Source organism: Burkholderia savannae (assembly GCF_001524445.2).
Lineage (GTDB): Bacteria > Pseudomonadota > Gammaproteobacteria > Burkholderiales > Burkholderiaceae > Burkholderia > Burkholderia savannae.
Genome location: NZ_CP013417.1, coordinates 3,368,776 through 3,388,044 on the forward strand (window position 1 = coordinate 3,368,776; position 19,269 = coordinate 3,388,044).

At 67.2% G+C, this 19,269-nt stretch carries 14 protein-coding genes and 1 pseudogene; 12 read left to right on the plus strand and 3 right to left on the minus strand.

The features are described from left to right. Positions 1-715: 715 nt before the first annotated feature. The 7 genes from WS78_RS16560 to WS78_RS16590 all read left to right on the plus strand — a co-directional run bounded on the left by WS78_RS16560 (position 716) and on the right by WS78_RS16590 (position 9,739). Positions 716-1,510: a Crp/Fnr family transcriptional regulator gene (locus WS78_RS16560; protein WP_038744389.1), complete on the plus strand. Its 795-nt coding sequence runs from the start codon at positions 716-718 to the stop codon at positions 1,508-1,510. 236 nt (positions 1,511-1,746) lie between these two features. After that, on the plus strand, positions 1,747-1,998 hold the full coding sequence (locus tag WS78_RS16565) for an acyl carrier protein (protein WP_038744391.1): 252 nt from the start codon (positions 1,747-1,749) through the stop codon (positions 1,996-1,998). Beyond that, positions 1,995-3,218, plus strand: coding sequence for an acyl-CoA dehydrogenase family protein (locus WS78_RS16570; RefSeq protein ID WP_038744393.1), 1,224 nt, complete (start codon positions 1,995-1,997; stop codon positions 3,216-3,218). Before WS78_RS16565 ends, WS78_RS16570 begins: the two co-directional genes overlap by 4 nt. Beyond that, entirely contained in the window at positions 3,215-4,189 is a 975-nt protein-coding gene (locus WS78_RS16575; protein WP_081989329.1) for an amino acid--[acyl-carrier-protein] ligase, read from the plus strand. Before WS78_RS16570 ends, WS78_RS16575 begins: the two co-directional genes overlap by 4 nt. Next, complete coding sequence (locus WS78_RS16580; RefSeq protein WP_038744396.1) at positions 4,186-5,274, plus strand: DUF1839 family protein; 1,089 nt, start codon at positions 4,186-4,188, stop codon at positions 5,272-5,274. Before WS78_RS16575 ends, WS78_RS16580 begins: the two co-directional genes overlap by 4 nt. Then, positions 5,271-7,790, plus strand: coding sequence for a glycoside hydrolase family 2 protein (locus WS78_RS16585; protein WP_059575867.1), 2,520 nt, complete (start codon positions 5,271-5,273; stop codon positions 7,788-7,790). Before WS78_RS16580 ends, WS78_RS16585 begins: the two co-directional genes overlap by 4 nt. Continuing rightward, positions 7,787-9,739: an alpha/beta hydrolase family protein gene (locus WS78_RS16590; protein WP_059575865.1), complete on the plus strand. Its 1,953-nt coding sequence runs from the start codon at positions 7,787-7,789 to the stop codon at positions 9,737-9,739. The genes WS78_RS16585 and WS78_RS16590 overlap by 4 nt, the downstream gene beginning before the upstream one ends. Positions 9,740-9,788: 49 nt before the next feature. Here WS78_RS16590 and WS78_RS16595 read toward each other — a convergent pair whose 3' ends face one another. The 3 genes from WS78_RS16595 to WS78_RS16610 form a co-directional block, all read right to left on the minus strand. Then, complete coding sequence (locus tag WS78_RS16595) at positions 9,789-11,177, minus strand: sigma-54 dependent transcriptional regulator (protein ID WP_038744401.1); 1,389 nt, start codon at positions 11,175-11,177, stop codon at positions 9,789-9,791. A gap of 747 nt (positions 11,178-11,924) precedes the next feature. Continuing rightward, entirely contained in the window at positions 11,925-12,614 is a 690-nt protein-coding gene (locus WS78_RS16605) for a phosphatase PAP2 family protein (protein ID WP_038744404.1), read from the minus strand. A gap of 27 nt (positions 12,615-12,641) precedes the next feature. Further along, positions 12,642-13,931: a glycosyltransferase family 4 protein gene (locus WS78_RS16610; protein ID WP_038744406.1), complete on the minus strand. Its 1,290-nt coding sequence runs from the start codon at positions 13,929-13,931 to the stop codon at positions 12,642-12,644. Positions 13,932-13,949: 18 nt separating this feature from the next. On the opposite strand from WS78_RS16610, the pseudogene WS78_RS37630 reads away from it, so the two are divergent. From WS78_RS37630 to WS78_RS16635, 5 genes and pseudogenes are all read left to right on the plus strand, one after another. Beyond that, positions 13,950-14,289, plus strand: a pseudogene (locus WS78_RS37630) (hypothetical protein). A gap of 17 nt (positions 14,290-14,306) precedes the next feature. Beyond that, a complete protein-coding gene (locus WS78_RS16620; RefSeq protein ID WP_038744408.1) occupies positions 14,307-14,933 on the plus strand; it encodes a GNAT family N-acetyltransferase in 627 nt (208 codons plus the stop codon). Next, positions 14,930-16,522 carry a mannose-1-phosphate guanylyltransferase/mannose-6-phosphate isomerase gene (locus WS78_RS16625; RefSeq protein ID WP_059575863.1) on the plus strand — a complete coding sequence of 531 codons (1,593 nt, stop codon included), beginning with the start codon at positions 14,930-14,932 and terminating at the stop codon, positions 16,520-16,522. The genes WS78_RS16620 and WS78_RS16625 overlap by 4 nt, the downstream gene beginning before the upstream one ends. A gap of 32 nt (positions 16,523-16,554) precedes the next feature. Further along, entirely contained in the window at positions 16,555-17,751 is a 1,197-nt protein-coding gene (locus tag WS78_RS16630; RefSeq protein ID WP_059575862.1) for a glycosyltransferase family 4 protein, read from the plus strand. A gap of 76 nt (positions 17,752-17,827) precedes the next feature. After that, complete coding sequence (locus tag WS78_RS16635) at positions 17,828-19,096, plus strand: oligosaccharide flippase family protein (protein ID WP_059575860.1); 1,269 nt, start codon at positions 17,828-17,830, stop codon at positions 19,094-19,096. Positions 19,097-19,269 lie beyond the last annotated feature (173 nt).

A 19,269-nucleotide genomic window follows, 5' to 3' on the forward strand; every position in this document is an offset into this window, starting at 1 on the left:
GGCATTGGCCGGAGAATTCCTATCTGAATATTTAGCCGCCAACCGAAAGCGTCTCATCCGTGGACACTTTGATACAGTTCGAGCGACAGCAGGTGTCTCATCTAACAATTTCGTAATCTTTACAACGCCCCCGGCGCTTAGCGCTTAACCCTTCCCGCACAACGGCCGGCGCACTTTTACAGGCGCCAATGGAATGATATGACCATTTCATCTCAATAAAACGGAAGTTCGCAGCGGTTCTTTGAAAACTGTCGCAAAGGTGAGTCAACGAACAGTTGACACACTCTGTCATCCAGCCCACACAATGCCTGTAATTCATTGATTACAAACGATTTAACAAAAACACAAAAAGCTCACCGACCACCTCTCTCGGGAAATGGTAAAAATTGCCAAACGAATTTCTTGAATCGGAAATAGATACCGAAATGTCGGCGTGCAATGCATTAAAAATGGTAAAACCGATTATTCCTTACGAAGCAATTAAGTACTTTCTCAAAAAATCTAGGAATATTCCTAAATGTTAAAATTTGTGAAATGCGCATCGCACGCAAACCTCAAAAAATCCGCCGTGATAATCTGAAATTGGATTTTCAACGTCAAGTCGAATTAACAAATAAAAACCACACCTGTCTAGCCAGGCAGGTTTGATCGTGCGCGGCGCCTTCAGGGGGCCCTGCGCCGTTGCTCCGGATCTCCGATCCGGGAAGGACAAGCCGTGACCTACCGCGAATACAAAGAGCCGTCGACGAGGACAGGCGGCATCATCGAGCTGCCGCACCGCACCGACGCCAACCGTTTTCTCGCATCGCTCGGCGTCGCCGAGCGCGCGACGCTCGCAAGCCATCTGCAGCTCGTGCACGTGAAGTCGGGGCAGGTGCTGTGCGAGCCAGGCACGCCGCTCGAGCACGTCTACCTGCCGGTCACGACCGTCATCTCGATTCAGTACGCGTCGTCGGACGGCATGACGCTCGAGATCGCGGAGATCGGCAACGAAGGGATCGTGAGCCCGCAGCTCGTCGGCAGCGACGGTGCGACGCCGTGCCGCGTGATAACTTGCCGCGACGGCTTTTCGTATCGGCTCAGCGCGCGCGTGCTGTCGAACCTGCTCGAGGAATCGGCGCAGATCCGCCAGGCGATCTTTCGCTGCACGCATCTGCTGATGGCGCAGGCAAAGCAGATCTCGTTCTGCAGCCGGCATCACGTATTGAAGAACCAGCTTTGCCGGTGGTTCCTGCTCGCGTACGACCGCTCGCGCAGCGTAGAAATCCAGGTCACGCACAGCATGCTCGCGCAAATGCTCGGCGTGCGTCGCGAAACCGTCACCGACGCGGCGGGCGACATCCAGAAGATGGGGCTGATCCGCCAGTACCGCAGCTCGATCATCCTCGTCGACCTGCCCGGGCTCGATGCACAGTCGTGCGGATGCCACACGATCATCCGCGACGAGATGAAGAAGATCCTGTCCGCGCCGACGAGCGCGTCCGGCGCGCTCACCGAATTGCGCAGCTGACCCCGCTTCGCGCCGCACGCTCGCGGCGGCGCGCGCTTCATGCGACATCTTCGTACGGCACCGTCAACGCACGCGCGGCGCACGGTGCACGCCCTCCGCGCGGTGCGCGACTACGTCGGTTAGGTGCCGAACAGAACCACCGCATGCCCGATGGTCTACTAGCCACGATACGCCACGCGGGCGTCATGAGTCTTGCCCGCAGGTACGGGGAACCTCATTCAAGCCGGAGCCGCCAGATGAAAAACGAATTGAGAACAATCATCAAGGACGTCGCGCATCTCGAAGCGTCGATCGACCACATCGCGGACAGCGACGATCTGTACGAGGCAGGTCTGTCTTCGCTGAACACGATTCAACTGATGCTTGCCATCGAGAAGCACTTCAACATCGAGATTCCGGACGAAATGCTGAATCGCCAGCTGTTCCAAAGCATCGATTCGCTCGCCGGGGCCGTCACGCAACTGCAGCGCGCCGAGCAATCCGCATGAAGCGCTTCGACGCCGAAACCGGCAGCGCACGCGTCGCTGCCGTCGAATCCCCGCTTGCGGAAGATCATACGTTGAACGAAGCAGCGCGCCGAGTCGCGCAAGTCGCCGCGCGCTTCGCCGATGCCGTCGATCGCGACGCGCGCTTTCCGACCGAAGCGATCGACGCGATGCGCGAAGAACGTCTGCTCGGCGCGCTCGTGCCGACCGAGCTGGGCGGCCGGGGCGCGTCGCTCACGGCCGTTTCCGCCGCGTGCGGGATCATCGGCCAGGCGTGCTCGTCGGCCGCGATGATCTACGCGATGCATCAGACGCAGGTCGCCAGCATCGTCGATCATGCGTTGTCGAGCGACTGGCATCGCCGCTTCATCGAGCAGCTCGCCGAGCGCGAATGGCTGCTCGCCTCGGCGACGTCCGAAGAGGAAGTCGGCGGCAATCTGCGCAACAGCCGCTGCGCGATCGAAGCGGACGGCGACATGTTCACGCTCGCGAAACTCGCGCCGACCATCTCGTACGGCGCGCAGGCCGACGCGATCCTCGTCACCGCGCGGCGCGATCGCGACGCGCCCGCCGCCGAGCAGGTGCTCGTCACGCTGCTGAAGGAAAACGCAACCCTCACGCGCCGCAGCGGCTGGGATACGTTCGGCATGCGCGGCACCTGCAGCGAAGGCTTCGCGCTCGACGCGCGCGGCTATTGCGAGCAGATCTTCCCGGTGCCGTTCGCGCAGATCGCCGAGCGGACCATGGTGCCAACGTCGCACATCCTGTGGGCGGCCGTGTGGACCGGCATCGCGAACGACGCGTTCCTGCGCGCGCATCAGTTCTTCCGCGCGCAGATGCAAAAGCAAGGCGGCACGCTGCCGCCGTCCGGCCGCCGGATCGCCGACGCGCTCGCGCTGCTGCAGGCGATGCAGGCGCGCATCGACGGCGCGCTGCGCCTGCACGAGCAGAGCGCCGCGCGCTCGTGGTCCGCGTCGATGGCGCAGGCGGCCGAGATCAACACGCTGAAGACTTACGTGTCGACGACCGCGCTCGACGTGGTCAAGCACGCGACGATGATCTGCGGGATGGCGTCGTACAAGAACGGCACGCCATACACGCTCGGCCGCCACATCCGCGACCTGCATTCGGCGCCGCTCATGATCAGCAACGATCGCATCGAAGCCAACACGGCGAACCTGCTGCTCGCGTTGCGTCCCGCAACGCTGGAGAGAGAGATTTGAACGACATGACCAACCCTTCCGCGCGCGCGGCCGAAGCGGCTCGGGCGCCCATCGATCGCGGCGGCGTGAACCCGTTGCGCGACGAACTCGTCGAAGCGGGGCTGCTGATCTCGACGGGCATTCAGGGCCTGTTCGGCCGCAGCGAGAAGTTCGAACGCGTCGTCGACGCGCTCGACGGCTACATCACGCGCCTTGGCGCCGACCAGCACGCGGAAGTGCTGCGCTTCCCGCCCGCGATGAGCCGCCCCGAGTTCGAGCGCAGCGAATATCTGAAGAGCTTCCCGCAACTCGCGGGCACCGTGCACAGTTTTTGCGGCAACGAGCACGATCACCAGCGCGTGCTGCAATGCCTCGATCGCGGCGACGACTGGACCGAGAATCAGAAGCCGACCTATGTCGTGATGACGCCCGCCGCATGCTACCCGGTCTATCCGGTCGTCGCGCAGCGCGGCGCGCTGCCCGCCGACGGCCGGATCGTCGATGCGTTCTCGTACTGCTTCCGCCACGAGCCGTCGCTCGATCCGACGCGCATGCAATTGTTCCGGATGCGCGAATACATCCGGATCGGCACACCCGAGCAGATCCTCGCGTTCCGCCAGGACTGGATCGAGCGCGGCACGCGAATGATTGACGCGCTGCAGTTGCCGAACAGCATCGATCTCGCGAACGATCCGTTTTTCGGCCGCGGCGGCAAGATCGTCGCGAGCAGCCAGCGCGATCAGAACCTGAAGTTCGAACTCCTGATTCCGATCGAATACGACGGCCGCCTGACCGCGTGCCTGAGCTTCAACTACCACATGGACCACTTCGGCCTGCTGTGGGGCATCAAGACGGCCGAGGCCGCGGTCGCGCACACGGGCTGCGTGGGCTTCGGCCTCGAGCGCCTGACGCTCGGCCTCTTCAGGCATCACGGCTTCGATCCGGACGCATGGCCGCAAGCGGTACGCGACGTACTGTGGGGACATCGATGAGCAGCATCCTGCTCGACGCGCCGGCGAACGGCGCGTCGCTCGAAGAAATCTTCACCGACATCCGGCATCGCGTGCGGCACTACCGCCCGCACGCGCTGCACGGGCCGCAGATGGTCTGGAAGCAAACCAACTGCTACGTCGATCTGTGGATCGAGGTGCTCGGCTGGTGGGGGCTCAATCCGTACGCGGCGCTGCCGTTTACGATCACGCTCGACTTCGAGGGCGACCAGTTCTCGTTCTTCAAGTTTCCGTTCGAGGATCTCGAGACGCTGTACGGAATCGTCGTGCAGGAGCACGCGATCTTCGAACCCGTCGACGCGCACGTCGAGAACCAGGTCGCGCGCGGCAACCTGATGCTCGTCGAAGTCGACGCATGGTATCTGCCCGACACGCGCGGCAACAGCTATCAGACCGAGCACACGAAAACGACGATCGGCATCGACGCGATCGATCGCGAACGCCGCCGCGTCGGCTACTTCCACAACAGCGGCTATTACCTCGCGGAAGGCATCGATTACGACGGCCTGTTCGGCAAGCACGGGCCGACGCAGCTCGTGCCGTACGTCGAATGCGCGAAGCGGCGATTCAAGCCGCTCGAGGAACGCGAGCTGTGCGCAGCGTCGCTCGGCCTCCTCGCGCGCCACCTGAAGCGCCGGCCCGCATCGAACCCGATCGCCGCGTTCCGCGAGCAGCTCGCGCGCGACGCGAAGACGATCGCGTCGCGGCCGATCTCGTACTTCCACGTGTATTCGTTCAATACGCTGCGCCAGCTCGGCGCGAACTTCGAGCTGTTCGGCCGCTATCTGCGCTGGCTCGAGGCGAGCGGCTGCAACGGCGCGTTCGACACGCTCGTCGCCGCGTGCGACACGATCGCGTCCGAATCGATGGTGCTCGAATTCCGCCTCGCGCGTGCGAGCGCACGCGGCAAGGAGGAACGCGGCGAGAGCAGTCTCGACATTCTCGAGCGCGCGTACGCCTCGCTCGTCGACGGCGTCGCGCGAATCGCGCCGCCCGGCAAGGCCGAGCCGAATCCGCCGTTCGGCACGCTGTACGTGCCGCCGAGGCCCGTCTCCACGGTCAGATGAAATCCGCGCCGGATCGCGTGGCGCGCAGCGCCGCTCAATGGACGTTGATCGCGACGCCCGCCGGCGCGATCGCGCGGCCGAGCGAGCTCTCCGAAGCCGGCTGGTGCGCCGCGCCCGTGCCCGGCACGGTCGCGCAGGCGCTTGCCGGCGCGCGGCGCTTCGATCCGGCGCATCCGTATCCGCTCGGCGATAGCGACTACTGGTATCGAACGACGCTGCACGGCGCGGGGCCGCGCATCGTCCGGCTGAACGGGCTCGCGACGATCGCCGAGGTCTGGCTCGACGACGCGCTGCTGCTCTGCTCGGACAACATGTACGTCGCGCACGACATCGCCGTGACGCTCGGCGGTGCGAATCGTCTTGCCCTCTGCTTCCGCTCGCTCGATCGCCACCTCGCCGCGCATGCGCCGCGGGGCCGCGCGCGCTGGCGCACGCGCCTCGTCGACACGCCCGCGCTGCGCGGCGTGCGCACGACGTTTCTCGGCCGGATGCCGGGCTGGTTCCCGGCGATCGAACCGATCGGGCCGTGGCGCTCGATCGAGATCGTGAATCCGGCCGGCGCGCCGACGATCGTGCGCGACACGCTGCGCGCGACGCTAGACGGCCGCGACGGCGTGCTCGACGCCACGCTCGAATTCGCCGCGCCGCTCGCGCAAACGATGCGTGCGCGGCTCGTGTGCGGCGCGCACGCGGCGACGCTCGAGACAACCGGCCCGCGCACCGCGCGCGCAACGCTCAGGATTCCGAACGTCACGCCGTGGTGGCCGCACACGCATGGCGAACCGAAGTTGTACGACGTCGGCGTCGAAATCGGCGACGCGACGATTCCGCTCGCGCGAACCGGCTTTCGCACGATCGCCGTCGAACGCGGCGGCGACGGCCGAGGCTTCGCGCTGTCGGTCAACGGCACGCCCGTCTTCGCGCGCGGCGCATGCTGGACGAGCGCCGACCCGCTCGGCCTGCAGGCCGATCCGGCCGCCTACCGCCGCGCGCTCACGCTCGCGCGCGACGCCGGCTGCAACATGATCCGCGTCGGCGGCACGATGACCTACGAAGCCGACGCGTTCTACGCGCTGTGCGACGAGCTGGGGCTCCTCGTCTGGCAGGACTTCATGCTCGCGAACTTCGACTATCCGAGCGCCGATCCGCGTTTTGCCGAATCGCTGAAGCGTGAGGCCGAGCAGTTTCTCGGCCGGCATGCGGCGCGGCCGTCGATCGCGGTGCTGTGCGGCGGCAGTGAGATCGCGCAACAGGCGGCGATGGTCGGACTTGCGCCCGACGAGCGCCGCGTGCCCGCGACCGAGCAACTGCTTGCCGAATTGTGCGCCACGCATCGGCCCGATGCGATCTACGTCGCCGATTCGCCGCACGGCGGCGTGCTGCCGTTCGCGCCGCGCGAAGGCGTCGCGCACTACTACGGCGTCGGCGCGTACCTGCGGCCGCCTGAAGACGCGCGCCGCGCCGGCGTGCGCTTCGCGAGCGAGTGCCTCGCGTTCGCGAACGTGCCGTGCGACGCAACCCTCGCGTCGATCGGCTCGCCCGCCGCGCACGAGCCCAGCTGGAAACGCGCAGTGCCGCGCGATCCGGGCGCGCCGTGGGATTTCGACGACGTGCGCGATCACTATCTGCGCACGCTGTACGGCGTCGAGCCCGCGCGTCTGCGCAGCTGCGACCCGGCGCGCTATCTCACGCTGTCGCGCGCGATCGTCGCCGACCTCATCGCGCAGACGCTGTCGGAGTGGCGGCGCGTCGGCTCGTCGTGCGCGGGCGCGCTCGTCTGGCAGTTCCAGGATGTGATGCCGGGCGCCGGCTGGGGCCTCGTCGACGCGCACGGACGGCCGAAATCCGCGTGGCATGCGCTGAAGCGCGTGTCGCAGCCGCGGCAGATCCTGCTCACCGACGAGGGACTCAACGGCCTCGACGTGCATGTGCTCAACGACGCGCCGACGCCGCTCGACGCGCGCATCGAGCTCGTCGCGCTGCGCGACGGGAAGACGCCGATCGCGCGCGCCGGCCGCACGTTGCGCATCGACGCGCACGCGGGCGAATGCGTGAACTCCGCCGACCTGCTGGGTCGTTTCTTCGACTTCACGTACGCATACCGTTTCGGCCCGCGCGAGCACGACGTCGTGATCGCATCGCTGCACGCGGCCGACGGCGCGCTGCTTTCGCAAGCGTTCCACTTCCCGGAACGCACCGCGCCGACCGTGTTCGAGCGCGCCGACATCGGCCTCGAGGCGAGCGCCGCCTATCGCGACGGCCGCTGGTGCGTCGACGTGCAGACGCGTACGTTCGCGCGCTACGTGCACGTGTCCGCGCCCGGGCTGCTGCCCGACATCGACTGGTTTCATCTCGCGCCGGGTGCCGCCGCGCGGATCGAGCTCGCCGCCGACCCTCACTCTCCCCATTCCCATGACAATCCGCCCGACGCGTCCGCCGCCCTCGCTGCGCCGCCCGCGATCGAGGTGCGAGCACTGAATTCCAACAAGACCATTCGCCCGAGGATAGAAAATTGAGACCAGTCAGATTCGACGATTGCTTAGGATGGCTGCATGAGGGACGCACGCGGCGCGGCGTCCTCATCTGCGAGGCGCTCGGGCACGAAGCGCTGTGGACGCACAAAGTGGTCCGCGCGCTCGCCGAGCGCCTCGCCGAAGACGGCATGTGGGTGTTGCGCTTTCATTACCCGTGCGCGGGCGATTCGGCGGGCGACGATCTCGCGCCGGGCCGGCTGCCCGCGAGCGTCGCGAGCGTGCGCCGCGCGCTCGCCGTGCTGCGCGATCAAGCGAGCGTCGATGGCGTCACGCTCGTCGGCCTGCGCGCGGGCGCCGCGTTCGCGATGCTCGCGCTCGCGGGCGACGACGCGCCCGCCGTCGATGCGTTCGTCGGGCTCGCGCCCGTGGTGCGCGGCCGCGCGTATCTGCGTGAGTTGTCGATCGTCCAAAAGCGCTGGCTGGATACAACGCCGCCCGCGATCCGCGAGCAGCATCACGTGGAACCGTGGCTCAACATTCTCGGCCATCGCTACCCGGCCGATTTCGTCGCCGATCTGAAGCAAGTCGATTTGAGCAACGCGGTCGCGACGACGATCGCGCTGCCGCGCGCCGCGTTGCTCGTCGACACCGACTATGGGGACAGTCCCGCGCTGCGCGCCGCGCTCGTCGCGCGCGGCGTGTCGACGCACATCGAATCGTTCCCGGGGTGGCCGAACGCGCTGCAGGAAGGCGCGCGCTCGCGCGTGCCGCACGCGGCGCTCGAATCCGTCGCGCGCTGGATCGGCCTCGGCGAACAGGCGGCGGCAGCGGAACCGATCGCGGCCGGCCACGCCGATCGCGCGGCCGCCGCGCATGCGCACGACGACGCGATCACCATTGCATCGCGCGCCGCGCGCAAGCCCGACATCGCGCACGCTCGCGACGCGCGTCATCATGCGCCCGCGCCGAATGCCGCGTCACCCATCACGTTCGCGTTCGACGGCATCGCCGAAACGCTCGTCCACATCGGACCGAAGCGGCTCGTCGGCACGCTGTGCGAGCCCGTCGCGCCCGCGCGCGCCGGCACGCCTTGCCTGCTGATCGCGAACACCGCGGCGAACCCGCGAAGCGCGGACGGCCGCATCGGCGTGCGTCTCGCGCGCACGCTTGCGCAGCGCGGCATCGCGTCGCTGCGGATCGACATCGAAGGCATCGGCGACAGCGGCGCGCACGCGCCGGACGATCAGGCCGAAGTGCTGTATTCCGATCCGGCCATCGCGGACGTCGCCACGGCCGTCGACTGGCTCGGCGCGCGCTGCCGGCGGCAGGTCGTCGCGTTCGGCGTGTGCTCGGGCGCGTTCGCCGCGCTGCATGCGGCCGCGCACGCGCGCGCGGCGGCCGGCGTGATCGCGGTCAATCTGCCGCGCTTCATCTGGCCGCGCGGGCTCACGATCGCCGAGGCGCGCAAACAGCAGACGAATTCCGCGCGCGGCTATCTCGCATCGATGCGGGACTGGAGCAAATGGCGCCGTCTGCTGCGCGAGGGCCGCGATCTGCGCCCGGTGCTGAGCGCGCTGCGCCGCCACGTCACCGCGCGCCTGAGCGCGCCGGCGGGACGCCTCGCGGAGCGGCTCGGCCGCCGGCCGAAACCCGACACGCCGCGCGGCCTGATCAGGGCGCTCACCGACCGGAGCATCCACACGATGCTCGTCTACGGCGATTTCGATCCGGGCGTCGACGAGTTCACCCGCTACTTCGGCTCGCCGCGCCGCGCATTCAAGCGCTCGCCGCTCGTGAGCGTCGAGATGATCCGCTTGCTCGATCATTCGGTGTACGGCACGTCGGCCGCCGAGATGGTCATCGAGCTCTGCATCGACACGCTGACGGGCTGGGGAGACAGGACGCGCGGGCCGCAATTGCGACCCCGGCCGACGGGCGCACGGCACGGCGCGCCGCACGCGGCTTCCGCCGATGCCGCCGCGTCGCCCTGACGACGACGCTCGCGCAAGCGCGCCGCATTCGCCTCGGCTCGCCGGCACGTCAGTTGGCGGTCGATGTGGTGCTGCGCGGACGCTCGATGCCGTACGCTTCCATCCATCGATACAGCGTCGCGCGCGAGATGCCGAGCTCGCGCGCCGTGCCGGCGAGACGCCCGCGATTGCGCAGCAGCGCGAGCTCGATCACTTCCCGCTCGATCGATTTGCGAATCGCCGCGACCGACAGCGGCGCGACTTCGGTGCAATGGTCGAGTTCGAGATCGTGCGCGGTGACGAGCCGCCCTTCCGCCATCACGAGCGCGCGGCGCACGCGATTGATGAGCTCGCGCACGTTGCCCGGCCAGTCGTGCTTGTAGAGCGCCGAGATCGCGTCGGTCGAGAAGCCGCGCACGCGATGCCGCGCATCGGCGCGAAAACGCTCGAGCATGTGCCGCGCGAGCAGCTCGATGTCCTTGCCGCGCGCGCGCAGCGGCGGCTGATCGACGCGCAGCACGCACAGACGGTGATACAGGTCCGCGCGGAACCGCCCTTCGTTCATCGCGCCGCGCAGGTCGACGTGCGTCGCCGACACGATGCGCACGTCGACGGGCACGGGATCGCTGCCGCCCAGCCGATGAATCGTGCGCTCCTGCAGAAAGCGCAGCAGGCTCGCCTGGCTCTCGAGCGGCAGATCGCCGATCTCGTCGAGCAGCAGCGTGCCGCCGTTCGCCGATTCGACGTGGCCGATCTTGCGCGTGCTCGCACCCGTGAACGCGCCGCGCTCGTAGCCGAACAGTTCGGACTGCAGCAGATGCGGCGGAATCGCGCCGCAGTTGACCGCGACGAACGGCCCCGTGCGGCGCGCGGAATGCTGATGGATCGCGGCCGCGGTGAGCTCTTTGCCGGTGCCCGTTTCGCCCGACACGAGCACGGGCGCGTCGGTGCGCGCGATGCGGCGCACCGTGTCGAACAATTGCAGCATCGCATCGCAGGTGCCGATCATCCCCTGATCGGCGGACGCGATGGGCGCCGTGCTCGGCGCGAACAGGCACTCCATCCCGTATGCGTGGCCGACCGCGTCCGCGATCCGCTGGTGCGACGCGGGCAGCGTGATGTAGTCGAAGCAGTAATCGCGCAGCAGCGCGCGCACTTCCGGCACGTTCGCCTGATGCGCTTCGACGAGCGCGACCCACGCGACGTTGCGCAGCGACGCGCACACGGCCGCGACCGCGTTCATCTCGCCGCTCGACACCGCGCTCAGATCGAGGATGCCGCCCGTCACTTCGCCCGCCGTCGTGCGCACCTGGTTCGCGCTCGTGACCATGGAGATCTTCCAGTCGCGGCGCGCGAGCTCCTTGCGCAGCAGCGTCGATGGCTGATGCGTCCAGTAAATCAGCGGTCGCTGTCGGATAGATCCCCGGGAGAGACCCCCGATGATCGCGCTAGTCGTCATTGGTGCCTCCGATCATGAACTGACTGTGTGACTCGACGAATTCGTGTGTGGGCGAAAGCCGACAATCGTCCGCCTACCGGCAATACAGTGCGAGATGGGAGGGTGTCGCGCCCCGCCCGTACACGATGCCGGGACGCACCCGTTCGTATCGTTCGGGAGCGCACGTCAGATGCCTCGTTGGTCTCTGATTGATGGTTAGATTTCGCAAAGAAAGCGGCGACGTATCGTTTCGGCCGCGTTTTCATTCATGCGGCGCGCCGCGCAATCGGCAAGCGGCCCTGAACGAGCGACGCATGGCCGGCTCCGAAAGCCGAGGCACACGTCGAATCGCCCGTTGGCCGGGCTCGTTGAACTCGTCCGGTCGGATCGCGCGGCATGCCGCGTGATCTTTTTCACCTCGCTCTCAGGATGGCTTTACAGCGTCGTGCTCGTGAAGCCGACTGTCGAAGTTACTCTACCATTCGCGCTCTTTTGCGATCGATTTCCAACCGTGATTTGACCATCGTTGACCATTTATTGGGCAATTGACACGGCCCGAATAGGACACTTTCACCCCTGCCCGTTCATTGTCGCGCAGTCGCGCCGTAATGTTTGTGTATGAATGAAACAAATTCCTCCAGATCCGCCGTTTTGCGCCCGATATTATTGAGATAAGACATGTGTGCAATTCCGTTCGATCGTTTCATTGAAAGTCTCTTCGAGTTGTCCGTGTACCTCGTTTATGCCGCTTGAATGTGCCTCGCGCGTTCAGCGCGCATCGTCGTCGAGCCAGACGCGGCTCCATTCCGCGATTTTCGGCGCCGCGTGCGAGATCCACGCGCTCACGGGCGCGCTGCGCCCATAGCACGACACCGCGATCGTGCAGGCAGCCGCGACGAACAGGATCGTCGATCGCGAAACGCTTGCCGGACGCCGTACCGCGATGGCGCCGGCGCGCACGCGCTCAATGCGGCGTGCGCGTAGCGGTGCCGAACCCGCCGGATCGGCTTGTGCGGCGCTTGCGCGACGCAAACGGCTTGCCGTCAGCAGCGCGACGCCCGCGCCGACCAGCCAGCCCGATGCGATTTCGGACCACGAATGAAATCCGAGCAGCACGCGCGAAACGCCGATCGCGAGCGCGAATGCGAGGCCCGCCGCGATCGCGCGCCGCACGTGCGCGTCGCGCACGCAGATCGCCGCGACGAGCGGATACACCGCCGCGCCGAGCATCGTGTGACCGCTTACACCGGTGAAACGCCACGCGGCAATGCCGATTCCCCAGCCCGCATAGACAAATTTCGTCAACGCGACGAGACCCGCCGCGCAAGCGAAGCCGAACGCCCAATAAAGCGCGGCGCGACGGCGCCCGGTCGCCGCGAGCCAGCTCAGCACCGCGACGGCGAGCGGCGCCGTGAGAAACGGATCGCCAAAATTGGTCAGCAGGAAAAGAAGTCGCATTGCGTCGGATCGAGGAAACGCTCGCGCTCAGATGCGCGCGAGCGTGTCGCTTCGGGAAGCGTCGAGCGGCGAGGTCGGCGCGGCGCGCTCGACGGACGCGCCGTCGTCCGTCGCGACGCCCGATGCGAGCGGCTCGGCCTGCGCCGAGGCGACGATCGAGGCGTTGTGCGCCGGCGCGGCGCCGGAAGTCTCGCCCAATTCCGCTTGCAGCGCGGCGTAGCCTTCGAGCACGAAACGCGAGAATGCCGAGCGGAATCGCGCGGCGCTGAAACGCTGCGCGTTTGCGCGGCACGCGTGCGGATCGAACGTACCCGCGGGCATTGCCTCGAACCGGTCGATTGCATCGATCAGCGCGTCGCACGTCTGCTTCGCATAGAAAAGCCCTGTCGGCACCGGGCCTGCCGCGCGCACCGATTCGCACACGCCGCCCTTGCCGTACGCGATCACGGGCGTGCCGCATGCCTGCGCCTCGACGGGCGAAATGCCGAAATCCTCTTCCGCCGCGAACACGAACGCCTTCGCGCGCTGCAGATGATCGTGCAGCACGTCGAACGACTGATAGCCGAGCAGCGTGACGTTCGGCCCCGCGAGCGCGCGGATCTTCTCTGCCTCGGGGCCGTCGCCGATCACGACGAGCCGGCGCGACGGCATGTGCGAGAACGCCTCGACGATCAGGTCGATGCGCTTGTAGGGCACGAGGCGCGATGCGGTCAGATAGAAATCTTCCTTCGTGTCGCGCAGCGCGAGATGATCGACGTCGACGGGCGGATAGATGACCGTCGCGTCGCGGCGATACGTCTTACGAATGCGGCGCGCGACGAAGTGCGAGTTCGCCGCGAGCAGATCGACGCCGTTCGCGGAGCGCGCATCCCAATTGCGGATGTAATGCAGCAGCGTGCGCGCGAGCGCGGATTTCACGCCGCGCGCGAGCCCCGCCTCGTTCAGATACTGATGCTGCAGATCCCACGCATAGCGAACGGGCGAATGCACGTAGCTCGCGTGCAGTTGGTCCGGGCCGTTCAGCACGCCCTTCGCGACCGCATACGAACTCGACAGGATCAGGTCGTAGCCGGACAGATCGAACTGCTCGATCGCGAGCGGAAAGAGCGGCAGGTAGCTGCGGTACTTGCTGCGCGCGAACGGCAATTTCTGGATGAACGAAGTGTGTACCGGCCGGCCACGCAGGCACGAGCGGTCGTCGAGAAAATCGACGAGGCTGTAGATGTCGGCCTGCGGAAAACAGTCGATCATCTGCGCAAGCACGCGCTCCGCGCCGCCATACACCACCAGCCAGTCGTGAACGATTGCTACCTTCAAACAGGAAGTCCTTTTGATGTGCGCAAAGGCGCGTCGAATCGAACGCAGGTCGCGTCGTCAGCGAGCGGCGCGGGTGGCACGGTGGCGCGTCGTCATCGCATCGCGGCCATTATCCGAACAAGCTCGCACGCCCTATGTGCGGAAGCGCACAGTACGCAGGGATCGGCGCCGCGCCTCGTGTGCACCGCACACATCGGCGGCGCGCCGCACACCGCGTCCCGCTCGCAACGCGCACGGTACGCTTTCGAACAGAACGGCCGGAGGTCCGCTCGTATCGTTGCGTCCATAGGCCGCATCGGAAACTTCTCATGTCGCGGCGCACCAAACCCGCGCCGCACGACGCGGCACGCGGCCCTGAACCGAGGAATCTCCATCATGGACTGGACATGCTGCGAATTCAGGTATCTGAATTCGAACGAGCTTTACATGATCCTTCGCGCACGCAATGCAGTCCTCGTCGTCGAGGATGCGCACACGTATCTCGACATCGACGGCAAGGACGAATTCGCTATCCACGTGTTCGCAACGGACAAGCGCGGCGAACGGCCGTCGATCGCCGCCTACGCGCGTCTCTTGCCGGGTGACGACATCGATCCCGAAACGACGATCGACAAGATCCTGACGAGCGCCGCGCATCGTGACGACCGCACGATCGACGCGTTGATCGAACACGTGCTGGCCGCCGCGCACGCGCGCTGGCCCGATGCGCCGGTGCGCGTGCAGGTGAGCGCGCACCGCGAAGACTTTTACAGCCGCTTCGGCTTCCGCAAGGTCGACGGGCCGTATCTCGAGCACGGCGCGCCGTACATCGGCATGCTGCGCCCGGCGAGCAGCCCGTCGAAGGCCGTGCGCGATCTGCTCGATCGCGTCGGCACCGCGACGAGCGCGGGCGCCGTTGCAACGGCTGCACCGCGCACGACGCGCCAAGCCGACGCCGACTCCACCAACGAGCGCTACGCGCTCGCCGGCCGCCTTCCGGCCGATTCCGGAATGAACCGATGACCGATCTCGCTACGAACCCGACTTCCGCCGCGCCGCAACCGGCGCCGCCGCGCATCCTGCCCGTGATTCTCGCGGGCGGCTCCGGCACGCGCCTCTGGCCGCTGTCGCGCGAACACCATCCGAAACAGCTGATCGACCTGATCGCCGACGAATCGCCGCTGTCCTCGACCGCGCGCCGCCTGACGGGCATTGCAAATGCCGAGCTCGCCGACACGCTGCTGCTCGTCTGCGGCGAACAGCATCGCTTCACAAGCGCCGCGCAAGTGAGCGCCCGCGGGCTGCGCGCGCGCATCCTGCTCGAGCCGGCCGCGCGCAACACGGCGCCCGCGCTCACGCTCGCCGCGCTCGAAGCGCTCGCGCATCACGGCGATCCGGTGCTCGCGGCGATGCCCGCCGATCATGCGGTGTCCGACACGCGCGCGTTCCAAGATGCGGTCGCGCAAGCGGCGCGCTACGCGCAAGACGGCGCGATCGTCACGCTCGGCGTGCTGCCGCGCCGCGCCGAGACGGGCTACGGCTACATCAAGGTGGGCGCGCCGCTCGCGGATTCGCACGGTGCCTCAAGCGGCCACGCGATCGACAGCTTCGTCGAAAAGCCGCATCAGGAGCTCGCGCAGCAATACCTGCAATCCGGCGATTATTGGTGGAACAGCGGCATCTTCGTCGTGCGCGCGTCGACATGGCTCGCCGCGATCCGCGCGCTGCAGCCGGACATGCATGCGGCTTGCGAAGCCGCGTGGCGCAACGGCACGAACGACGGCCAGTTCTTCAAGGCGGACGCGGCCGAATTCGCCGCATGCCCGTCCGACTCGATCGATTACGCGGTGATGGAGCGCCTGACGGGCGCGCGCGCGCTCGGCATCCCGGGCGTGATCGTGCCGCTCGCGGCGGGCTGGTCGGACGTCGGCTCGTGGGACGCGATCTGGGAACTGCTGCCGAAGGACGAAGCAGGCAACGTCGCGCGCGGCGAGGTGCTGTTCGAAGGCACCGAAGACAGCTTCGCGCGCTCCGAAGGCCGGCTCATCGCGTGCGTCGGGCTGAAGGACGTGGTCGTCGTCGAAACGCCGGATGCGGTGCTCGTCGCGAACAAGCATCGCGTGCAGGACGTGAAGACCGTCGTCGCGCGCCTGAAGTCCGGCCAGCACGAGCAGGTGCGGGACCACCGCAAGGTGCAGCGCCCGTGGGGCTACTACGATTCGATCGATCGCGGCGAGCGCTTCCAGGTGAAGCGCATCGTCGTCGATCCGGGCAAGCAGCTGTCGCTGCAGATGCACTATCATCGCGCCGAGCACTGGATCGTCGTGCGCGGCACCGCGAAGGTCACGCGCGGCGACGAGACGTTCCTCCTGAGCGAGAACGAATCGACGTACATCGAGGTCGGCGCGGTTCACCGCTTGGAGAATCCGGGCAAGATCGCGCTCGAGATCATCGAAGTCCAATCGGGCGACTATCTCGGCGAAGACGACATCGTTCGCTTCGACGACCGTTACGGCCGCGCGAGCGCGCAACCCGCGCCCGAAGCGGCGAAGCCGGCCGCAGCCGAGCTCGCGCCCACCGCCGAGCCCGTCCGCGCGCTCGGCGAGCACTGACAAACGCGGGCGAACCGCCCGCGTCGTTTCGCATGAAAGTACTGGTCATCAACGATTTCGCCCGCAAGGGCGGCGCCGAAGAGGTCTACCGGACATCGGTCGACGTCTTGCGCGCGCAGCCGGGCGTCGAAGTCGCGACGTTCGACGAGAGCGCATTCGAAGGCGCGTCGAACGGCGCGGCGCGCGCATGGAACGCGCCCGCCGCGCGCGCGCTCGCGGCCGCCCTCGAACGAGAAGCGCCGCAGCGCGTGCTCGTGCACAACTACCACAACCTGCTGTCGCCTTCCGTCGTGCCGGTGATCGCACGCTACAAGCGGCGCGCCGGCTGTCGCGTGTACCTCACGTGCCACGACTACCATCTCGTCTTCTACAACCCGAACCTGCTCACGTATCCGGGCGGCCGCGCGACGCCGCTGCCGCTCGACGCGCTCACGCGCCGCACGCGGCTCTTCGAGCGCTCGAGCCCGCGCGGCGCGCTGCACGACGCGATCAAGAAGCTGCATTGGCACGCGATCGACGCGCTCGTGCAGCCGGCCGACGTGTTCGATCTGCTGCTCTGCCCGAGTCCGTACATGCGCGACGCGCTCGCGCAGCGCGGCATCACGCGCACCGCGCTGCTGCACAATCCGGTCAGCACCGCGCTCACGGCGCGCGAGCCGAAATGCGCGGATCGCGAGCGGCTCGATCTCGCGTTCGTCGGCCGCATCGATCCCGAAAAGGGGCTCGACGAATTCCTCGAGCTCGCGCGCGCATCGCGCTTCGAACGCATCGCGAGCGTGACCGTCTACGGCGACGGCGGCCAGCGCGCGGCGCTCGAAAGCAAGTACGCCGAGCTGCTCGCGTCGGGCCAGCTGCGTTTCGCCGGCCGCCTCGATCACGCGCAGCTCTTCGTCGCGCTGCGCGAGCACGATGCGCTCGTGCTGCCGTCGGTGTGGGCGGAGAATGCGCCGCTCGTGATCGTCGAGGCGGCGATGATCGGGCTGCCCGTGCTCGTCCACGACGTCGGCAGCCTGTCGAGCTTCGGCGACGAGATCGGCAACAAGATCCGCTACGCGCGCAACGACGCGAGCCTCGCGCAAGCGCTCGACGCGCTGCGCGCGCACCTGCGCGACCCGCAGCGCCGCTACGACTGGTCGCTCTACACGCGACAGCATTACGCCGAACGCCTGAGCGCGCTGCTGCAGCTGAGCGCCGACGAAGCCCGGGAACTCGCGCCGCAATGCGATTGATCGACCCGATTTACCCCATCGCGCGCGCCACGAGCGCGCGCGACACGATGTCGCCCGTGCGACGCGAAGGCCACGCATGACGACCGTCCGCAAGAACTTTCTGCTGCTGATGACGCTGCAGATCTCGACCTACGTCGTGCCGCTCGTCACATTGCCGCTCCTCACGCGCGTACTCGGGCCGGAAGCCTACGGACAGCTGTCGCTCGTGCTCGCCGTCATCACGTACTTCATCAACTTCACGAACTACAGCTTCGATCTGACCGCGACGCCGCGCGTCGCGCTCGCGCACGACGATCTCGCGGCGCGCTCGAAGATCTTCTGGGCGACGTTCGCGGCGCAGGCCGCGATCACGGCGGCGGGCTTCGCGATCCTGCTCGCGCTCACGTTCGTGATCGACCGCTTCGCGATCGATCGCACACTGCTCGTGATCGGCTTCGGGATGACGGTAGGCGCGGCGCTCACGCCCGGCTGGTATTTCCAGGGCATCCAGAAGCTGCGCATCTACAGCATGACGCTGTTCGCGTGCCGCGCGCTCAGCGTGCCGGCGATGTATCTGCTCGTGCGCTCGCCCGCCGACCTGATCGACGCCGTCGCGATCAACGCGGCGGTGCCGCTCGTCTGCGGCGTGCTCGTGTTCGGCTATCTGATCGTGCAACGCGAAGTCGAGTTCGTGCGCATCGGCGCAGCCGACGTCGCAGCGGCGCTCAAGGGCGGCTGGCAGGTGTTTCTCGCGTCGACGTCGGTGGCGTTCTACGCATCGACGAACACGGTGCTGCTCGGCTTCGTGTCGGGCAACGTCGCGGCGGGCTACTTCGCCGCCGGCGACAAGCTGATCCGCTCGGCGATCAGCCTGCTGCAGCCGCTGAAGGCGGCTGCATATCCGCACGTCAGCTATCTGATGCACCATGCGCGCGAGGACGCGATGTCGTTTCTGCGCAAGCTGCTCGTCGTGCAGAGCGCGATGGTGCTCACGATCTCGCTCGCGATCTTCGCGCTCGCGCCGCTCGCCGTGCACATCCTGTACGGCTCGACCTACGAGCCCACCGTCGGCGTGCTGCGCTGCATGGCGTTCATTCCGTTCATGGCCGGCATGACCGATCTGTTCGGCGTGCAGACGATGCTTCCGCTCGGCATGAAGACCGCGTTCAGCCGCGTGCTGATTTCGTCCGGCGTGCTGAACGTCGCGCTGCTGCCGCTGCTCGCGAAGTTCTTCGCCGAGCAGGGAGCGGCCGCCGCGGTGCTGATCGCCGAGACGGCGGTCGCCGCGACGCTCGCGTACGTGCTGTACCGGCGCCGCGTGTCGATCTTCGCGCGGCCTGCGCCGCGGCCTGCGGCGGATGCATGAGCCTGAGCCTGAGCCTGATGGCTGATGGCTGATGGCTGATGGCTGATGGCTGGTGGCTGGTGGCTGGTGGCTGGTGGCTGACGGCCGATGTCTGACGTCGGGCAACAGGCGACTGGCGACCGGCGACTGGCGAGCGAAGCACGACGAACGGTACGCGGCGCACGGCTGACGAT

Excerpts from the sequence above, each read along its gene's own strand:
- WS78_RS16565 (WP_038744391.1), top strand. The coding sequence starts at position 1,747 with ATGAAAAACGAATTGAGAACAATCATCAAGGACGTCGCGCATCTCGAA.
- WS78_RS16570 (WP_038744393.1), top strand. The coding sequence starts at position 1,995 with ATGAAGCGCTTCGACGCCGAAACCGGCAGCGCACGCGTCGCTGCCGTC.
- WS78_RS16580 (WP_038744396.1), top strand. The coding sequence starts at position 4,186 with ATGAGCAGCATCCTGCTCGACGCGCCGGCGAACGGCGCGTCGCTCGAA.
- WS78_RS16585 (WP_059575867.1), top strand. The coding sequence starts at position 5,271 with ATGAAATCCGCGCCGGATCGCGTGGCGCGCAGCGCCGCTCAATGGACG.
- WS78_RS16595 (WP_038744401.1), bottom strand. The coding sequence starts at position 11,177 with ATGACGACTAGCGCGATCATCGGGGGTCTCTCCCGGGGATCTATCCGA.
- WS78_RS16605 (WP_038744404.1), bottom strand. The coding sequence starts at position 12,614 with ATGCGACTTCTTTTCCTGCTGACCAATTTTGGCGATCCGTTTCTCACG.
- WS78_RS16620 (WP_038744408.1), top strand. The coding sequence starts at position 14,307 with ATGGACTGGACATGCTGCGAATTCAGGTATCTGAATTCGAACGAGCTT.
- WS78_RS16625 (WP_059575863.1), top strand. The coding sequence starts at position 14,930 with ATGACCGATCTCGCTACGAACCCGACTTCCGCCGCGCCGCAACCGGCG.
- WS78_RS16630 (WP_059575862.1), top strand. The coding sequence starts at position 16,555 with ATGAAAGTACTGGTCATCAACGATTTCGCCCGCAAGGGCGGCGCCGAA.
- WS78_RS16635 (WP_059575860.1), top strand. The coding sequence starts at position 17,828 with ATGACGACCGTCCGCAAGAACTTTCTGCTGCTGATGACGCTGCAGATC.